The 18292-nt window shown below is 76.6% G+C and carries 13 protein-coding genes; 9 read left to right on the top strand and 4 right to left on the bottom strand.

The features are described 5' to 3' along the window. The first annotated feature begins 54 nt into the window (after nucleotides 1-54). The 5 genes from FS882_RS15745 to FS882_RS15725 all read left to right on the top strand — a co-directional run bounded on the left by FS882_RS15745 (nucleotide 55) and on the right by FS882_RS15725 (nucleotide 7913). The gene (locus FS882_RS15745) at nucleotides 55-2646 is read left to right on the top strand and encodes a glycosyl hydrolase 2 galactose-binding domain-containing protein (RefSeq protein ID WP_262348347.1); all 2592 of its coding nucleotides are present in this window, start codon (nucleotides 55-57) and stop codon (nucleotides 2644-2646) included. Continuing rightward, nucleotides 2643-4208 carry a glycoside hydrolase family 1 protein gene (locus FS882_RS15740; RefSeq protein WP_158374353.1) on the top strand — a complete coding sequence of 522 codons (1566 nt, stop codon included), beginning with the start codon at nucleotides 2643-2645 and terminating at the stop codon, nucleotides 4206-4208. The genes FS882_RS15745 and FS882_RS15740 overlap by 4 nt, the downstream gene beginning before the upstream one ends. A gap of 113 nt (nucleotides 4209-4321) precedes the next feature. Then, nucleotides 4322-5902 carry a Na+/H+ antiporter gene (locus tag FS882_RS15735; RefSeq protein WP_158374351.1) on the top strand — a complete coding sequence of 527 codons (1581 nt, stop codon included), beginning with the start codon at nucleotides 4322-4324 and terminating at the stop codon, nucleotides 5900-5902. Nucleotides 5903-5945: 43 nt separating this feature from the next. After that, nucleotides 5946-7493 (top strand): ATP-dependent DNA ligase, encoded by a 1548-nt coding sequence (locus FS882_RS15730; RefSeq protein ID WP_158374348.1) that lies wholly within the window; start codon nucleotides 5946-5948, stop codon nucleotides 7491-7493. 150 nt (nucleotides 7494-7643) lie between these two features. Next, on the top strand, nucleotides 7644-7913 hold the full coding sequence (locus FS882_RS15725) for a hypothetical protein (RefSeq protein WP_158374346.1): 270 nt from the start codon (nucleotides 7644-7646) through the stop codon (nucleotides 7911-7913). A gap of 209 nt (nucleotides 7914-8122) precedes the next feature. Here the strand turns inward: FS882_RS15725 and ligD are convergent, their stop codons facing one another. The 4 genes from ligD to FS882_RS15705 all read right to left on the bottom strand — a co-directional run bounded on the left by ligD (nucleotide 8123) and on the right by FS882_RS15705 (nucleotide 12867). Continuing rightward, nucleotides 8123-9775: a non-homologous end-joining DNA ligase gene (ligD, locus tag FS882_RS15720; protein WP_262348346.1), complete on the bottom strand. Its 1653-nt coding sequence runs from the start codon at nucleotides 9773-9775 to the stop codon at nucleotides 8123-8125. A 68-nt stretch (nucleotides 9776-9843) separates the two neighbouring features. Next, on the bottom strand, nucleotides 9844-10608 hold the full coding sequence (locus FS882_RS15715) for a nucleotidyl transferase AbiEii/AbiGii toxin family protein (RefSeq protein ID WP_158374344.1): 765 nt from the start codon (nucleotides 10606-10608) through the stop codon (nucleotides 9844-9846). Further along, the gene (locus FS882_RS15710) at nucleotides 10596-11207 is read right to left on the bottom strand and encodes a type IV toxin-antitoxin system AbiEi family antitoxin (RefSeq protein WP_158374342.1); all 612 of its coding nucleotides are present in this window, start codon (nucleotides 11205-11207) and stop codon (nucleotides 10596-10598) included. Before FS882_RS15710 ends, FS882_RS15715 begins: the two co-directional genes overlap by 13 nt. A gap of 82 nt (nucleotides 11208-11289) precedes the next feature. Continuing rightward, nucleotides 11290-12867: a CYTH and CHAD domain-containing protein gene (locus tag FS882_RS15705; RefSeq protein ID WP_187365329.1), complete on the bottom strand. Its 1578-nt coding sequence runs from the start codon at nucleotides 12865-12867 to the stop codon at nucleotides 11290-11292. Nucleotides 12868-13060: 193 nt separating this feature from the next. Here FS882_RS15705 and FS882_RS15700 point away from each other — a divergent pair, with 193 nt between their 5' ends. The 4 genes from FS882_RS15700 (at nucleotide 13061) to FS882_RS15685 (ending at nucleotide 18165) form a co-directional block, all read left to right on the top strand. Next, entirely contained in the window at nucleotides 13061-14686 is a 1626-nt protein-coding gene (locus FS882_RS15700; protein WP_158374338.1) for a methyl-accepting chemotaxis protein, read from the top strand. A 119-nt stretch (nucleotides 14687-14805) separates the two neighbouring features. Then, entirely contained in the window at nucleotides 14806-15954 is a 1149-nt protein-coding gene (locus FS882_RS21090) for a hypothetical protein (RefSeq protein WP_187365328.1), read from the top strand. Between the two features lie 123 nt (nucleotides 15955-16077). Then, nucleotides 16078-17172, top strand: coding sequence for an epoxide hydrolase family protein (locus tag FS882_RS15690; protein WP_158374334.1), 1095 nt, complete (start codon nucleotides 16078-16080; stop codon nucleotides 17170-17172). A 36-nt stretch (nucleotides 17173-17208) separates the two neighbouring features. Beyond that, complete coding sequence (locus FS882_RS15685; protein ID WP_158374332.1) at nucleotides 17209-18165, top strand: GlxA family transcriptional regulator; 957 nt, start codon at nucleotides 17209-17211, stop codon at nucleotides 18163-18165. Nucleotides 18166-18292 lie beyond the last annotated feature (127 nt).

Below are 18292 nucleotides of genomic sequence, written 5' to 3'. Positions count from 1 at the left end.
CCTGCGACACCCCTGCGCCACCCTGAGCCACCCCTGCGACACCCGGGAGCACCCGTGCAGCACCACACCCTCGCCGACGGCTGGACCGTCACCGCCACCGCCGGCCCCGTGCCCGACGCCGTCCTCGCCGCGGGCGCCCTCGCCGCCGAGGTGCCCGGCTCCGTGCACACCGACCTCCTGGCCGCCGGCCTCATCCCGGACCCGTACCTGGACGCGCACGAGGAGTCCGTGCGCTGGTTCCACGGCACGGACTGGCGGTACGAGCGGGCGCTCGCGCTGGAGCCCGCCGCGGACGGCGAGCGGGTCGACCTCGTGCTGGAGGGCGTCGACACCGTGGGCACCGTGGCGCTCGGCGGGCGGGTGCTCGGGACGACCGCGAACATGCACCGGTCGTACCGGTACGACGTCCGGGACCTGGCGGACGGGGCCCCGCGCGCCCTGACCGTCGACCTGCGGTCCGCCACCGCGTACGCCGACGAGGTGCGGGACGCCCTGGGCGACCGCCCCTCGGCGTACAGCCCGGTGCCGTACAACTTCGTCCGCAAGATGGCCTGCTCGTTCGGCTGGGACTGGGGGCCGGACCTGCGCACCGCCGGGCTGTGGAAGCCGGTGCGGGTCGAGCGCTGGTCGGTGGCCCGCCTCGCCCGGGTGCGGCCGCTGGTCACGCTCGACGCGGACGGCACCGGCCGGGTGGTGGTGCACGTGGACGTGGAGCGGTCGGGGCTGGTGCCGGACGCCGCGCTGACCGTCCGGGCGGCGGCGCTGGGGGTGTCGGCCTCCGTGACCGTGCCGGCGGGCGACTCCGCGGCGGCCGTCGAGCTCGCGGTCCCGGACGCCCCGGTGTGGTGGCCGGTCGGGCACGGCGAGCAGCCGCTGGTCGACCTGGACGTCACGCTCACGGCGGCCGACGGCGGCGACGGCGCGGCGCTGGACACCTGGCGCCGGCGGGTCGGCTTCCGGTCCGTCACCCTCGACACCGCCGACGACGAGCACGGCACCCGGTTCACGCTCGTGGTCAACGGCCGCCCGGTCGCCGTGCGCGGGGCGAACTGGATCCCCGACGACCACTTCCTGACCCGGATCACGCGCGAGCGCCTGGCGCGCCGGCTCGACCAGGCGGCCGACGCGCACCTCAACCTGCTGCGGGTCTGGGGCGGCGGGATCTACGAGTCCGAGGACTTCTACGAGGCGTGCGACGAGCGCGGCCTGCTGGTCTGGCAGGACTTCCTGCTCGCCTGCGCGGCGTACCCGGAGGAGGAGCCGCTGCGCTCCGAGATCGAGGCGGAGGCGCGGGAGAACGTCGTCCGGCTGATGCCGCACCCGTCGCTGGTGCTGTGGAACGGCGGCAACGAGAACGTCTGGGGCCACGAGGACTGGGGCTGGAAGGCGCAGCTCGGGGAGGCGACCTGGGGCCGGTGGTACGCCGAGGAGCTGTTCCCCGCCGTGCTGGCGGAGCTCGACCCGACCCGCCCGTACGCCACCAACAGCCCGTTCACCCCGCGCCGCGACCCCGAGGACGTGCACCCCAACGACCCCGACCGCGGCACGCACCACCAGTGGGAGGTGTGGAACCGGGTCGACTACACGGTCTACCGCTCGGAGATCCCGCGGTTCTGCTCGGAGTTCGGGTTCCAGGGCCCGCCGGCCTGGCGCACGCTCGTCGACTGGGTGCACGCCGTCGACGGCGGCCCGCTCGCCGACGCCCGCCTGCCGCAGGAGGACCCGGTGTTCCTCGTGCACCAGAAGGCCGAGGACGGCAACGGCAAGCTCGACCGCGGCATGGCCCCGCACCTCGGCGTCCCGCGCGACTTCGCCGACTGGCACTGGGCGGCCCAGCTCAACCAGGCCCGCGCCGTCCGGCACGCGGTCGAGCACTACCGCGCCTGGTGGCCGCGCACCGCGGGCTGGATCGTCTGGCAGCTCAACGACTGCTGGCCGGTGACGTCCTGGGCCGCCGTCGACTCCGCCGAGCGGCCCAAGCCGCTCTGGTACGCGCTGCGCGCCGCCGGCGCCCCGCGCACGCTGTTCCTCGCCGAGCGCGACGGCGGCGTCGTGCTGGTCGCGACCAACGACACCGACGAGCCCTGGGCCGGCACCGCGCACCTGCGCCGGGAGACGCTCGGCGGCGTGACGGCCGCGGCGGCGGGCGTGCCTGTGGCGGTCGAGCCGCGGTCGGTGGCGGTCGTGCCGCTGCCGGCGGACCTCGCCACGCCCCGCGACCCGGCGGGCGAGGTGCTGGCGGCGCGGCTGCCGGACGGCGGCTCCGAGCGGCGGGCGACGCACACCTTCGTGGAGGACGTCGACCTGCGGCTCGACCCGGGGGCGGTGCGGGCCACCGCGGCGCGCGAGCCCGGCGGCTACCGGGTCGAGGTCGTCGCCCGGTCCTACGCGGCCGACGTCACGCTGCACGCCGACCGGCTCGCGGCGGACGCGCTCGTCGACGACGCGCTGGTCACGCTGCTGGCGGGCGAGCGGGCGACGTTCCACGTGACGACGGACGCCGTGCTCGACCTGGCCGACCTGACGTCCGCGCCGGTGCTGCGGTCGGCGAACGACCTGCGGGGCGTGCCGCTCGCCGGCGTGCCGCTCGCGGGCGAGCCCGACCGCGAGGCCGACCTCGAGGCCGACCTCGAGGCGGCCCGGTGAGCGGCGCGCGCCGGTTCCCCGACGGGTTCGTCTGGGGCGCGGCCACGGCCGCGTACCAGGTGGAGGGCGCGACGGACGCGGACGGCCGCGGCCCGTCGATCTGGGACACCTTCTCCCGGACGCCCGGCGCCGTGCTCGGCGGCCACACCGGCGACCTCGGCACCGACCACTACCGCCGGTTCGCGGACGACGTCGCGCTGATGGCCGACCTCGGGCTCGGTGCCTACCGGTTCTCGGTCGCGTGGCCCCGCGTGCAGCCGACCGGGCGGGGGCCGGCGAACCCCGCCGGGCTGGACTTCTACCGGCGGCTGGCCGACACCCTGCTGGCGCACGGCATCGACCCGGTCGTCACGCTCTACCACTGGGACCTGCCCCAGGCGCTGGAGGACGCCGGCGGCTGGCCCGCGCGGGACACCGCCTGGCGGTTCGCCGACTACGCGGGCCTCGTCGCGGGCGCGCTCGGCGACCGCGTCGCGCTGTGGACCACGCTCAACGAGCCGTGGTGCTCCGCCTACCTCGGGTACGCGTCCGGCGAGCACGCCCCGGGCGTGCAGGACCCCGCCCGGGCGCTGGCCGCGGTGCACACGCTCAACCTCGCGCACGGGCTCGGCGCCCGCGCGGTGCGCGCCGCCGCGGGTGACGCGGCGCCGGTGTCGATCACGCTGAACCTCCAGGTGAACCGGGCCTCGTCGGCGGCGCCCGCGGACGCGGCGGCGAAGGCGCGGCTGGACCGGGTGGCGAACGAGGTGTTCCTCGGGCCGCTGCTCGACGGCGCGTACCCGGAGGAGGTCGTCGCGGAGACCGCGCACCTCACCGACTGGTCGTTCGTGCGCGACGGGGACCTGGAGCTGATCCGGACACGGCTGGACGCGCTCGGGGTGAACTACTACACGACCGCGCTGGTCGGCGCGGACACGGCCGGGACCGGGCCGGCGCCCGGGACCGGGGACGCCGCGGCCGGGGAGGCCGACGTGCAGGCGGCCTCGCCCGCGGGCGCGACCCGGCCGCCCGCCAACCTCGTCGAGGGTGTCCGCTGGCGGCACCAGCCGGGCCCGCGGACCGCGATGGGCTGGGTGGTCGACCCGTCGGGGCTGACCGAGCTGCTGGTCGACCTGCACCGCCGCCGCCCGGACCTCCCGCTGCACGTCACCGAGAACGGGGCGGCCTACCCCGACGTCGTCGCGCCGGACGGGGGCGTGCACGACGCCGACCGGGTGGCCTACCTGCACGCGCACGTCGAGGCGGTCGGCGCGGCGCTGGACGCCGGGGCGGACGTCCGGGGCTACTTCGCGTGGTCGCTGCTGGACAACTTCGAGTGGGCGTACGGGTACGAGCGCCGGTTCGGGATCGTGCACGTCGACTACGCGACGATGGCGCGCACCGTGAAGGACTCGGGGCACTGGTACCGGCGGCTCGCGACCACGGGCGTGCTGCCGCCCGTGGGCGGCGCGGCGCCCGCGGTGGCCGTCGGGGCGGGCGCGGGCGCAGGTGTCGGCGCCGGGGCGGGAGCCGGGGCCGCGGGAGCCGGGGCCGGCGCGGGAGCCGGGGCCGGGGCCGGCTGAGCCGTTCCCTCTTGCCGGGTCCCTCTTGCCGGGTCGGGGCGGCGCGAGCATCCTCGTGCCGTCCCGCCCGGCCGCCCCCTCGACGACCGGCCGCCCGCGCCGCAGGAGGCACCGTGCTCACGCTGGAGCTCATCGTCGTCGTGCTGCTCGCGCTCCTGGCCGGAACGGCCCTCGGGCGCCGGCTCGGCGTCGCGCCGCCGCTGGTCCTGCTCGTGCTCGGGATCGGCCTCGGGTTCCTCCCCGCGTTCCGCGGGCTCACCGTGCCGCCGGAGCTGGTGCTGCTGGTGGTGCTGCCCGCGCTGCTCTACTGGGAGAGCCTGACGACGTCGCTGCGCGAGATCCGCGCGAACCTGCGGGTGATCGTGCTGTCCAGCGTGCTGCTCGTGGTGGTCACCGCGGGTGTGGTCGCCGTCGTGCTGCACGCCCTCGGGATGCCGTGGGGCCCGGCGTGGATCCTCGGCGGCGTGCTCGCACCCACCGACGCCACCGCCGTCGCCGGCGTCGCCCGCGGCATGCCGCGCCGCACCCTCACCACCCTGCGCGCGGAGAGCCTGGTCAACGACGGCACCGCTCTGGTCATCTACGCGATCGCGGTGCACGCCGTCGCCGAGCCGGTCACGGGCGGCTACCTGGCGGGGCGGTTCACGATCTCCTACCTCGGCGGCGCGGCCGCGGGGGTGGTGGTGTGGTGGCTGGCGGTCCAGCTGCGCGAGCGGATGCACGAGGCGATCCAGCAGAGCGTGATCAGCGTGCTGACCCCGTTCGCCGCGTTCCTCCTCGCCGAGCTCGTGGAGGCGTCCGGCGTCCTCGCCGTGGTCGTCGCCGGCCTGCTCATCAGCCAGAGCGGGCCGCGCCTCATCCCCGCCGCCGCCCGGGTGCAGTCGCAGTCGTTCTGGGCGGTCGTCAGCCACGTGCTCAACGGCGCGCTGTTCGTGCTGGTCGGCATGCAGCTCGTCACCGCCGCCGACGGCCTGACCTCCGCGCGGCTCGCCGAGGCCGTGGGCTGGACCGCCGCCGCGTTCGGCGCGGTGATCGGCGCCCGGATGCTGTGGTTCCACACCACGCCCTACGTCGTCCGCGCGCTCGACCGCCGCCCGGTGCAGCGCACCCGGCGCGTGTCCTGGCGGCACCGGATGCCCGGGGCCTGGGCGGGGTTCCGCGGGGCGGTGTCGCTGGCCGCGGCGCTGGGCGTGCCCGAGACCACGGGGGACGGTGCACCGTTCCCCGGGCGGGACGTCATCATCTTCATCACCGGCGGCGTGATCCTGGCGACGCTGCTGGTCCAGGGGCTCACGCTGCCGGCCGTCGTCCGCTGGGCCCGGCTCCCCGTCGACGACGGCATCGAGAGCGAGCGGCACCACGCGGAGAAGGTCGCGACCCGCGCCGCGCTGGACGCCCTCCCGGTCGAGGCGGCGCGGCTCGGGCTGAACGGCAAGGTCGTCACCAAGCTCGAGGCGGAGTACCGGATGCACGCGGAGGCGCTGGCGGAGGCCGGCGACGGGCCCGCCGACGACGGCCGCCCGCGCGAGGCCGACTTCGACGCGCTCCGGCTGGCGGTGCTCGCGCACAAGCGCGCAGCGGTGGTGCGGCTGCGCGACGAGCGGACGATCGACGACATCGTGCTGCGCGAGGTGCAGGCCCAGCTCGACGCGGAGGAGGTCCGGCTCACCCGGGGCGCCCTGTCCCCGGAGTGAGCCGGGCTCGCGGGTGTCGGTGGTCGGCGGCAGGATGACGGACGTGCTGCTCGCCGACGTCGCCGCCACCAGCGCGGGCCTGGCCGCGACCCGCTCGCGCCTCGCCAAGCGGGCGCTGCTCGTCGACCTGCTGCGCCGCACCGGCCCGGACGAGGTGCCCGTCGTCGCGCGGTACCTCGCGGGCGAGCTCCGGCAGCGCCGCACCGGTCTGGGCTGGCGGTCCCTGCGCGACCTGCCGCCGCCCGCGGCCGAGCCGTCCCTCGACGTCCTCGCCGTGGACGCGACCTTCGAGCGCATGGCCGGGCTGTCCGGCCCGGGCTCCGCCGGCGCGCGGTCCGCGCTCGCGGCGGAGCTGTTCGGCGCGGCCACCGCCGACGAGCAGCGGTTCCTCGCGGGCCTCGTCGCCGGCGAGGTGCGCCAGGGCGCGCTCGACGCGCTGCTGCTGGACGCGGTCGCCGAGGCCGCGGGCGTGCCGGTGGCGGCCGTCCGGCGGGCCGCGATGCTGGCGGGGGCGAGCGAGCCGGTCGCCGAGGCGGCCCTCGCGGCACCGACCCCCGAGGCGGCGCGGGCCGCCCTGGACGCGTTCGGCCTGGCGGTCGGCCGCCCGGTGCGGCCGATGCTCGCCGCCTCCGCGCCCGACGTCCCCGCGGCGGTCGCCGGCTTCGACGGCCGCGCGGTCGTCGTCGACGCCAAGCTCGACGGCATCCGGATCCAGGTGCACCGCGACGGCGACGAGGTGCACGTCTACACCCGCAGCCTCGACGACATCACCGCCCGGGTGCCCGAGGTCGTCGAGGTCGCCCGCGCCCTCCCGGTCCGCGCGGTCGTCCTGGACGGCGAGGCGCTGGCCCTCGGACCCGACGGTCGCCCGCGCCCGTTCCAGGAGACCGCCGCGCGCAGCGCCACCCGGGACGCCGAGCTGGCCGCGACCACCGCCCTGCGGCCGTACTTCTTCGACGTCCTGCACCGCGACGGCGTCGACCTGCTCGACGCGCCGCTGACCGACCGGCTGGCCGTGCTCGACGCGATCGCCCCGGACCACGCCGTCGAGCGGGTCGTCACCGCGGACCCCGACGTCGCGCAGGAGGCGTTCGCCGGCTGGGTCGCCGCCGGGCAGGAGGGCGTGATCGTCAAGGACGCCGCCGCGCCCTACGAGGCGGGCCGGCGCGGTGGCGCCTGGGTCAAGGTCAAGCCGCGGCACACGCTCGACCTGGTCGTGCTGGCCGTCGAGCGCGGCTCCGGCCGCAGGGTCGGCTCCCTGTCCAACATCCACCTCGGCGCGCGGGACGGCGACGGCGGGTTCGTCATGCTCGGCAAGACGTTCAAGGGCATGACGGACGAGATGCTCGCCTGGCAGACCGCGCGGTTCCGGGAGCTCGAGGTCGCCGACGACGGCTGGACCGTGACGCTGCGGCCCGAGCAGGTGGTGGAGATCGCGTTCGACGGCGTGCAGCGGTCCACCCGGTACCCCGGCGGGCTGGCGCTGCGGTTCGCGCGGGTCCTGCGGTACCGCGACGACAAGCCCGCGGCGGAGGCGGACACGATCGACACGGTGCGGGCGCTGGCGGCACCGGCGGGTGCCGCGGGCTGACGCCGGCGCGGGTCGGGCCCGACCTCACCCGGGAACCGGGACCCAGGTCCCTTCCGCACCCCGCCGCACCGAGGCGGCCCGTCGCGCGGACGGGTGATCCATCCGCAGGTCAGCGGGCTCGTCGGGGTCGGCGCACGAGAGGATGGACCCGTGGACCACCACCCCCGGTCCACGGGCCGCGAGGACGCGACCGCCTCCCCCGCGGCGACCCAGCCGGTGGCGCGACCCGCCACCCAGACCGTGCAGGAGGACCCCGTGCACCCCGACCTGTTCCTCGTCGTGTACCGCCAGCAGGAGCGCGAGCTCGAGCACCGGCTCGAGCACCGGCGCTCGCAGGCCGCCCGGGGCGACGACCCCGGACGCCGGCCGCGGCACCGCCGCCCGCTCGCGGCCCTCGCTGCGGCCCGCCGCCGGCACTGACCCGCCGCCCCCGACCCGCCGGTCCCGCCCCGGCCCGCACCGCCGCGGCCCGGGCGCCGAGGTCGTCACCCCCGCACGAGGTCGTCACTCACGAGTGGCGACCTCGTCGCGTTCCGCCGAGCTCGGCGCCCCGGCCTGCCCGCGGACGGCATTCGCGACGGCCGGCGCACCCCTGCGGGGCGGCCGCGCGTCCCCCGGACGCCCCGCGCTCACGCCAGCCGCGGCAGCACCTGTCCCGGCCCGAGCAGCGCCCGGAACGGGTCCCCCCGCTCCGCCACGCGGTCGAGCACCGTGCGGATCGTGAACGCGTCCGGCCGCAGCCACGGCTCGTCGAGCTCGTCCCAGGTGATCGGCGCCGACACCGGCGCCCCCGCCCGGGCGCGCGGGCTGTACGGCGCCACCAGCGTCTTGTTGATCGCGTTCTGCGTGTAGTCGAGCCGCGCCTGCCCGCCGCGGGCCTTGACCTCCCACTTCCAGCTCACCAGGTCGGGCACCACCGCGCCGACGGTCCGCGACACCCGTTCGACCCACGCGCGGGTGTCGTCGAACGACGGGCCGGTCGCGATCGGGATCCAGATCTGGATGCCGCGCTGCCCGGTCACCTTCGGCACCGCGCGCACGCCGAGGTGCTCGAACGCGTCGCGGTGCAGCCGGGCGAGCAGCAGCACGTCCTCCCACGCGGTGGACGGCCCCGGGTCGAGGTCGACCAGCGCGTACGTCGGGCTCCGGGGCGCGTCGGTGCGCGACGTCCAGGCGTGCCACTCCAGCGCCCCGAAGTTCGCCGCCCAGATCAGCGCCGCCGGCTCGTCGACGACGAGGTAGGTGCGGCTGTCGCCGGAGTCGGCCTCGGGGTTGTCCCAGCGGGGCAACCAGTCCGGCGCGTGCGTCGGCAGCTCCTTGTGCCAGAAGCCCGCGGTGCCGGCGCCCTGCGGGAACCGGTGCATGTTGAGCGCGCGGCCGTGCAGGTACGGCAGCACCACCGGCGCGATCCGCGCGGCGTACCGGAGCAGCTCGCGCTTCGTCACGGGCTCCCCCCCGTCGCGCGCCGGGAACAGCACCTTGTCGAGGTTGGTCACCTTGAGCCGCCGGCCGTGCACGTCCCAGGTCCCGCCGTTCGGCCCGAGGTCGTCGAGCGCGGCCAGCTCGTCGTCGGTCGGCGGGTCCACCTGCGGGGCGCGCAGGTCGACGGACGCCTCCGCCGCCGGGAGGTCGGAGCGCCACAGCCGGTCCGGGTCGGCCTTCACCTCGTCGTTGGTCCGGCCGCTCAGCACCGACCGCGGGTGGTCCTCCGCGTCCCAGCCCTTCACCGCGTGCTCGTCGTGCTTGTGGACGAGGATCCACTGCTCCTTGCCGTCCGCCCCCGGCCCGCCGCGGCGCACCAGCACCAGCCGGCCGCGCAGCTTCTCGCCGTGCACGTCGGCGTGCAGCTCGCCCGCGGCGATCGTCGCGGCCGGGTCGTCCGTGCCGTGCGGCTCCCAGGTGCCGCGGTCCCACACGATGACGTCCCCGCCGCCGTACTCGCCCGCGGGGATCACGCCCTCGAAGTCCTCGTACTCCAGCGGGTGGTCCTCCACGTGCACGGCCATCCGCCGCGCGTCCGGGTCGAGCGTCGGACCCCGCGGCACCGCCCAGGACACCAGGACCCCGTCGACCTCGAACCGCACGTCGTAGTGGAGCCGCCGGGCGCGGTGCCGCTGCACCACGAACCGCCGGGGCGCGCCGGGCGCCGTCGGTGCGGGCGTCGCGGCCCCCGCAGGCTCGGCGGTGCGGTCGAAGTCGCGCATCGACCGGTACGTCTCGAGCCCGCGCGCGGGCGCGGTGCCCCCGCCCGCCGACGTCCCGCGGCGGCGCCGCTCCGGCACGCCGACCACCCCTTCCTCAGCTCGTCCGCTCCGGGCCAGCCTGGCGGAACGGGGCGCGGCGCGCGCGCTCAGCCGGCCGCGAAGGCTCGGTCCCAGGCAGATCGGACGGCATCGAGCGCCGCCTCGGGCCCCAGGTCGAGGCGTGTCTGGTGCGCCAGGTCCGTCCGCCACCGGTCCGGGTCAGGGGGCATCGCGAAGACCCACGGACCGGGCGCACCGCCGAACGGGCCGAACCGCCGGAACAGCGCCGCGGCCTTGCGGTCGACTCTGCCCTGCGCGGCGAGCCGCGCCAGGTCCCAGAGATCGCGCGACGCCCCGCGGTCGATCCACGCCGCGAGCTTCGCCGCCGCGAAGGCCGGCGCTGTCAAGGTCCGGAGCCGCGTCGGCGCCACGTCCGAGTACCGCTGCTCGATGTCGCGGACCTCGGTCGGCCACGGGTAGCCGGCGCCGTCGAGCAGCTGCACGCGGATGCTCGCGCCGGTGGGGACGGAGAGCAGGGCCGCTCGTGATCCGCCCGCCTCGGCCAACGGCGGCGACCACGTCACTCGGCCGTGCGAACGGAGCAGCGCGCGTCCCACCGCCGCCGTCACGAGGCGGGCCGCCTCGCCGCGGCCGGACCGCGCGAGGAGGTCGATGTCCTCGCTCAACCTCCCGTCGGGCAGGAACGTGCGGGACAGAGCGGTGCCGCCGAAGAACGTGATGGTGTCCGGGTCCAGCGCGCCGAGAGCCGCGAGGACGTGGGAGATGAGGTGGTCGCGGTCGACCTGGACCTGATCTGCCCCGAACCGCACCGCGACGGCGCTCAGCTCGGCGACCAGCGTCACGACACCCACCGCCGCACCCGGTCGAGCGCCGCACCCGCACGCGTCCGGGTGGCGAGGTCAGCCAGGACGGCCTGGTCCGCGAGCGGCGACAGCGCCCTGGCCACCGCGACGTGCTCCGGATCGGCCGTGGCGGGGCGGGCCAGGTCGAGCAGCGTCTGCTCCGGCGTCGTGACCAGGACCGCTCCGAGGTCGAGCACGACGCGTTCGGCGTCGAGCGTCGCGACCGATCGCCGCACGAACCGGACCTCCGCGTCGCGGTCGGCCAGGCGCAGGGGACGACGGGCCGCGGTCACCGCCACCCAGGCGGTACCGAGCGCCCGCGGCACGGCGCCGTGCACGCGGGCGGCCGTCAGTCCCATCAGGACGGGCTCGTCCACCTCGGCCGGGGTGCGCGCGACCGCTGCGGCCGCCGCCTCGAGCGACGGACGCCAGGTGGCGGGGTCCGCGTCCAGCGGCACACCGCAGTAGTACCCGTAGGCGAGGCGGTGCAGCCAGCCGCGGCGCTCGAGGTCCTGCACCCCCGCACGCGGGTTCGTGTAGAACGGCGCGAGGTCGGAAGGACGGACCGTGCGCGAGGGCGCAGCGGCGACTGCGCGGAGCACATCCATCTGGCCTCCCGGAATCACGTGTGCTCAGAGTAGTGCCCGACACTACTCTCGACACACACTCCGGCGGCCCCGTCCGCGCGCCTCAGCCGAGCCAGCGGCGCAGCCTCTTCTTCCCCGCGGCGCGGGCCACGGCACCCGCAGCGCGCTCCGTCTCCCGCCCGCGCGCCTCCTCCAGGGCGTGCAGCCGGCCGTACAGGAACGCCACCTCGGTGCTCGGCGCGTGCCGGGCGAGCTCCCGCAGCCGCGCCCGGGCGACGACGGAGTCGTGATGTTCGCCGAGCACCTCCTGCAGGTCCTCCATCCGACGCGCGTACCGGTCGGCGTCCGCGCCGAGCACCCCGGCGACCGACTCCCCGGCGTAGCGCGCGGCCTTGGCGGCCTTGCGGGCGTCGTGCAGCGCGTCGTCCCGGCGGCGGCCCTCCGGCACCCGGCGTGCGCGACGCAGCCGGCGGCGCACCTTCCGGTCCCGGCGCGCGACCTGCCCGGGCAGCACCCGGCGTGCGCGGCGCCGGCCCTCGTCGGAGTACCGGGGCTCGGCGACGAACGCCGCCACGTCCCGCAGGAGCCGGCGGTACCGGTCGCCGTCGAGCTCGCGCAGCAGCGTGTCGAGCGCGTCCTGCGCCGCCCGGCCGAGCTCGGCGTCCGCGGCGACCGCCGCCGCGTGCGTCCCGGTGCCGACCGCCTCCTCGGCCCCAGGTCCTTCGACCGCGGACCGCACCCGCTCGCGCAGCACCTCCGCGTCCCGGGCCCGACCGAGCACGTCCGCCAGCCAGCCGAGCTCGTCCCGCAGCGGCCGCACGGTGCCGGGCGCGAACAGCCGCCCGAACGTCCGCAGCGCGGTGCGCACCCGGCGGGCGGCCACCCGCATCTGGTGCACCCCACCCGGCGCCCCGAGCCGGACCCGCAGGTCCTGCCCCCGGAGCCGGTCGAGCTGGTCGGACACGTAGCCGACGACGACGTCCCCCGCGGGCGACTTCGTCGTCAGCCGCGGCCGTCCCGGCGCGCGCCCGCCGGCCGGGCCCAGCACCCGATCGAGCTTCGAGCGCTCCGCGGCGGGCCGGAGCCCGAGCGCGCCCAGCCGCTCCTCGACCACGTCCAGCAGGTCCCCGGCGCCCTCGACCAGCTCGACCTCGACCTCGCGCCACTCCTCGGGCGCCCCGACCACGTCGCCCGTCGAGCCTGACGGCCGGACCCGCCGCGCCGTCACCCGGTCGTCGACGAGCTCGAGCAGCACCCGGCCGGTCGCGTCCGCGAGCCGGTGCACCGCCCGGGAGGTCCGCACCTCTGCGACCGGGCGCAGCGTCGACCCGAGCGTCGCCGCGTGCACCAGGGCGCGCAGCGGCGCGGGGACCGTGCGCACGGCCCGCCCGGGCGGCAGCCGCACCTCGGAACGCTCGTCCGGGCCGGCCGGGACCTTGAGGTGCCACCCGGCGTCCTCGCCGCCGGTCCGCCGGCGCAGGGTCAGCCCCGCGGCGGACAGCCGCAGGTCGGCGGTGTCGAAGTAGGTCGCCACCAGCTCGACGGCGTCGTCGCTCGCGGCGACGGGCGTGCCGCCGTCGGGCAGCCCGGGGGCCCCGGCCAGGAGCTCGGTCAGCGCCGGGAGCTCGACGTCCGGGCCGGTGGCGTACTTCCGCTCGATCTCGCGATGCACGTCGGCCATGGCACCCGTTGTATCCCGGGTGGCTCCTCGCGGCGACCGCGGGCCGTCCGGGTGAACCGCCACGGTCGCGGCGCAGGTCGACGGGTCCGTCCCCGTCACCCGGGACCTCCGGCCCCTCCCCCGGCGCGCCCCGTGGCCGATCGGACCGGCCCAGGGGGCACTTCCGCCCGTCGCACGAGGACAAGGCGCAGACATGAGCACGACCACACCCACCCGCCGCACGACGACCGGCTCGTGGTTCCGCGACCGCGGGGTGCGCACCCGCATCCTGGCCGCGGTGCTGCTGGCCTCGCTGGTCGGCGCGGTCGTCGGCGTGATGGGCATCGCGGCCCTCGCACGTACCGACGACGCCGCGCGGTCGCTGTACCGGGACAACTTCATGGGGCTGCAGTACGCCGCCCAGGCCCGGCGCGCCACGGTCGAGATGCGGTTCGCCCTCGCCAACCACGTGATCGCCCAGGAGACGGCGGACAAGGACGCGGCCGAGCAGAAGATCGCGGCGGCCGAGGCCGAGGTCCGGGACGCCGTCGCCGCCTACCAGGGGCTCGACCTCGACGCGGACGCGCGCGCGGAGCTCGACGCGTTCGTCACGGCTCTCGACGCGTACACCACCCTGCGCGACGACAAGATGCTCTCCGCCAGCCGGGCGCACGACACCGCGTTGTACGTGTCGATCCGGGACGGCGAGGCCCAGTCGATCATCGACCAGATGGGCGACAGCATGACGCAGCTCGTCACCGGCGAGGAGGACGGCGCGGCCGCGGCTGCCGCCGCCGCGCAGCGCGGCTTCGAGTCCAACCGCACGCAGGTGCTCGTCCTGCTCGTGGTGGGGACCGCGCTCGCCGTCGCCGTGGGCGTGCTCGTCGCCCGGTCGATCGTCCGCGGCCTGGGCCGGGTCCGCTCGGTCGCGGAAGGGCTGCAGCGCGGCGACCTGACCGTCCGCGCCGGCCTCGCCACGCGGGACGAGGTCGGGGCCGTGGGGACCGCCCTCGACTCCGCTGTGGCGAACCTGCGCGACGTCATCGGCACCATCGACGCGTCGTCGGGCTCCCTCGCGTCCGCAGCGGAGCAGATGTCCGCGACCACCGGCCAGATCGCGGCGGCAGCCGAGGAGACGTCGGCCCAGGCGGGGGTGGTCGCCGCCGCCGCCGAGCAGGTGTCCCGCAACGTCCAGACCGTCGCCGCCGGGTCGGAGGAGATGGGGGCGTCCATCCAGGAGATCGCCCGCAACGCCACCCTGGCCGCCGAGGTCGCGAACCGCGCCGTCGCCACCGTCGGCGACACCACGACCACGATGGGCCGGCTGGGCGAGTCCAGCAAGGAGATCGGCAACGTCGTCAAGCTCATCACCTCGATCGCCGAGCAGACGAACCTGCTGGCGCTCAACGCCACGATCGAGGCGGCCCGTGCGGGCGAGGCGGGCAAGGGATTCGCGGTGGTGGCGGGCGAGGTCAAGGAGCTGGCGCAGGAGACGGCGAGGGCGACCGACGAGATCGCGCGCCGCGTCGACTCGATCCAGGGCGACGCCGACGGCGCCGTCGCCGCGATCGACCAGATCAGCGCGATCATCGCCCAGATCAACGACTACCAGATGACCATCTCCAGCGCCGTCGAGCAGCAGACGTCGACCACCGCGGAGATGAACCGCAGCGTGTCCGAGGCCGCGACGGGGTCGACGGAGATCGCCTCGACCATCTCCGGGGTGGCGGAGGCGGCGGGCACAACCACCCAGGGCGTGTCCGACTCCCAGCAAGCGGTCGTGTCACTGGCGCAGATGTCCGCTGAGCTGAAGGACGTGGTCGGGCGCTTCACCGTCTGACGGCGTCGGCCCGATCCTTGCCTGCGGCAAACGAGTGAACCACCTCCGGGTGAGGGCCAGCACAGCCGATGCTCAGGAAGAACCCAGCGCAGCGATGCTGCCCGAGCAGGAGACGAGACGTGAGCACCGACGACCCCACCCCCACCCCCGCGGGACCGCCCGCACCCGAGCCGGGGTTCCCGGCGCCCGGTGCGCCGGCCGCCCCGAGCACGGCGCACCCGGCCCCGCCTGCGCCCTACCCCGCGCCGCCGGCCTCCGGGCCGCCCGCCGGCAGCCCGTACGGTGCCGCGCCCGGCGGGCTCGGCGCGCCCGTCCCCCCGGGCGCGTCCGGAGGTGGCAAGGGGTTCGCGATCACGGCGCTCGTCCTCGCCCTCGTGGCGCTCGTGCTGAGCTGGGTGCCGATCGTCAACAACCTCGCCGCCGTGCTGGCGGTCGTCGGCGTCGTCTTCGGCGTCATCGCCCTGGTCGGCGCGGTGCGGAAGGCGCGACCCGGCAAGGCGATGGCGATCAGCGCGATCGCCGTCGCGGTCGTGGCCTTCGTCGTCGTGATCGTCACGCAGATCGCCTACACGCGCGTGATCGACGACGTGGTGGACGACCTGAACGACAGCGTCGCGGAGCTCGAGCAGGACACCGGCGCGGGTGACGCGGCCGGCGACCCGGCGGCCGCGGACGCCGACGCGGAGGCACCGGCCGACGCATCCGCCGCGCAGGACCTCGCTGTCCTCGACGTCGCCTTCGGCCAGAACACGTACGACCCCACGACCTGGTGGTACGTGGCGGTCGTGGACAACCCGAACGCCGAGCACGTCTTCCCGTTCGCGGGCTTCACCGTCGAGGCGGTCGGGGCCGACGGCACGATCCTCGACTCCGCCCCCGACTACGTGGACCTGCTGCCCGGCCAGACAGCCCTGACCGGCGTGTTCCTGTCCGTGGGCGACGCCCCGGTGGACCACCTCGAGGTGCGCGGGCCGCAGGCGTCCGAGGCGGTGCACGAGAGCGACCTCGGCACGTTCGCCGTCGCGGACGTCGCCGCCGCGTCGGACGAGTGGTCCACCACCGTCGGGGGCACGCTGACCAGCGCGTTCCAGGAGGACCAGGAGCTGGTCAGCGTGGTCGTCGTGGCGACGGCGCCGGACGGCACCATCCTCGGCGCCCAGTCCACCTACGTCGACCGGCTGCCGGCCGGCGGCCAGGCGCGGTTCGAGGCGGTGTTCCTCTCGCCGCTGCCCGCCGACACGGCGTACACGGCGTTCCCCCGCCTCTGAGCGGACCCGGGCGGCGGGCGAGGCCCGCCGCCCGGCGCGGAGGACGGCGCCGTGTCGGACCCTGGTGCCAGGTTGGGTGGCGACCGCACGCTGGACGGCACCACGACCGACGAGGGGACACGCATGCGCGAGCACGCCTTCGTCCGGGTCACCCCGGACGCGCTCGACGACCTGACCGACCGGCTGGCCCGGACCCGCACCGTCCGGACGCCCGCCCTGGGCCGGCCGCTCGGGGTCGACCCCGACGTGCTGGCCGACCTCCTCGCGCACTGGCGCACCGGGTTCGACTGGCGCGCCCAGGAGGACCGCATCGCCGCCCAGCCCTGGTACGAGACTGATGAGGCGACGGTCCCGGTGCGCGCGATCGTCCGCCGCGGTTCGCCCGACGCCCCGGTCGTGGTCCTCCTGCACGGCTGGCCGGACTCGGTGCTCCGGTTCGAGCGGGTGCTGCCCGAGCTGGCGGACGTGACCGTGGTCGTCCCGGCGCTGCCCGGGTTCCCGTTCGCAGCGCCGGTCGACGGCGGCGGGCTCTCCGCGGTCGCGATGGCCGACGCCGTCGCGGGGGCGCTGCGCGAGCTCCGGTTCGACCGCTACGTGGTGTCGGCGGGCGACGTCGGGTGCGACGTCGCCGAGGCGCTCGCCGCCCGTCACCCCGAGGCGGTGACCGCGCTGCACCTCACCGACGTCTCCCAGTACCACTTCCTGGTCGACCTGCCCGAGGACCTGAGCGAGGAGGAGCGGGCGTACGTGGCCTACGGGCACCGGTGGCAGGCGGAGCAGGGCGGCTACATGCACGAGCAGGCCACCCGGCCCGGCACCCTCACGGCGGGGCTCGGCGACTCCCCCGCGGGACTGGCGGCGTGGATCGTCGAGAAGCTGGTCGCCTGGACCGACTCGGACGGCGACCTGGCGCGGGCGTTCACGCCGGACGAGGCGCTGACCTGGGTCAGCGCGTACTGGTTCACCGGCTCGATCGGGACGTCGTTCGCCCCGTACGCCGCCGGCGGCGCCAAGGACTGGCCGCGCATTCAGGCACCCACCGTGTTCACCGTGTTCGCGCACGACCTCGTCAACGCCCCCCGGCGGTTCGCGGAGCGGTTCTTCGCGGTCGCGGACTGGCGCGAGCACGCCCACGGCGGGCACTTCGCCGCCTGGGAGCGGCCGGCCGACTACGTCTGGGGAGTGCGTCGCGCGCTCGAGCTCCGTCGGCGGGACTGAGGACGGGCCGGCCCGGACGCGCCCTACGCTGGCGCCGTGGCCGCCACCCGCCTCCGCCGCGTCGCCGTGCTCGTGCTCGAGGGCGCCAAGCCGCTGGACGTCGGCATCCCCGCGCAGGTGTTCACCAACCGGCCGAGCATGCCGTACGAGGTCCGCGTCTGCGGTCCCGCGCCCGGCCTGGTCCGCGGCGGCGACGGGTTGTCGTACCACGTCGCCGACGGGCTCGACGCGCTGGCGTGGGCCGACGTCGTGTTCATCCCGGGGTACCGGCACCCCGACCGGGAGGACCCGCCGCCCGCCGTCGTCGCCGCGCTCGTGGCCGCCCACCACCGCGGCGCCGACCTGGCCGCGATCTCCACCGGTGCGTTCGCCCTCGCCGCCACCGGCCTGCTCGACGGGCGCCGCGCCACCACGCACTGGCACTACACCCGCGCCTTCGCGAACCGCTACCCGCGCGTCACCGTCGACGAGAACGTGCTGTTCGTCGACGAGGGCCAGGTCCTCACCTCCGCGGGTGCGGCGTCGGGGATCGACCTGTGCCTGCACCTCATCCGGCGCGACCTCGGCGTCGCGCCCTCGAACCACGCCGCGCGCCGCCTCGTCGCCGCGCCGTACCGCTCCGGCGGCCAGGCGCAGTACGTGCCGCGCAGCGTCCCGGAGCCGCTCGGTGAGCGGTTCGCCGCGACCCGGGAGTGGGCGCTGCACCGGCTCGACGAACCGCTGACCCTGGAGGCGCTCGCCCGGCACGCCGCAGTGTCGCCGCGCACGTTCTCCCGCCGGTTCGTGCAGGACTCGGGGTACACGCCGATGGAGTGGGTGCTGCGGGCCCGGGTGGACGTGGCACGCGAGCTGCTGGAGCGCTCGCAGCGGTCGGTCGAGCAGATCGCGGTGGACGTCGGTCTGGGGACGGGGGCGAACCTGCGGCGGCACTTCCAGCGCGTGCTCGGCACGACGCCGAGCGAGTACCGGCGCACGTTCGCGCGGGGCGAGTAGCCCGCCGCGCCGCCGAACCTCCGCCGTCCCGCCAGGCGCCAGACGACGGGTGCCGACGCTGGCGAGATCCGTGCGGACCATGGCGCGCGCGCCGCTGTCCGGGGAGCGCCGTCCCGCCGAGGCTGGA

The organism is Cellulosimicrobium cellulans, from assembly GCF_007679345.1.
Lineage (GTDB): Bacteria > Actinomycetota > Actinomycetes > Actinomycetales > Cellulomonadaceae > Cellulomonas > Cellulomonas cellulans_A.
The sequence above is the reverse complement of the archived record's forward strand: the minus strand, read 5'-3'. Positions and strand labels throughout refer to the sequence as shown.

Bases quoted from the DNA above. Each gene is read 5' to 3' on its own strand.
- FS882_RS15710 (WP_158374342.1), bottom strand. From the start codon at position 11,207: ATGGATGTGCTCCGCGCAGTCGCCGCTGCGCCCTCGCGCACGGTCCGT.
- FS882_RS15690 (WP_158374334.1), top strand. From the start codon at position 16,078: ATGCGCGAGCACGCCTTCGTCCGGGTCACCCCGGACGCGCTCGACGAC.
- FS882_RS15700 (WP_158374338.1), top strand. From the start codon at position 13,061: ATGAGCACGACCACACCCACCCGCCGCACGACGACCGGCTCGTGGTTC.
- FS882_RS15705 (WP_187365329.1), bottom strand. From the start codon at position 12,867: ATGGCCGACGTGCATCGCGAGATCGAGCGGAAGTACGCCACCGGCCCG.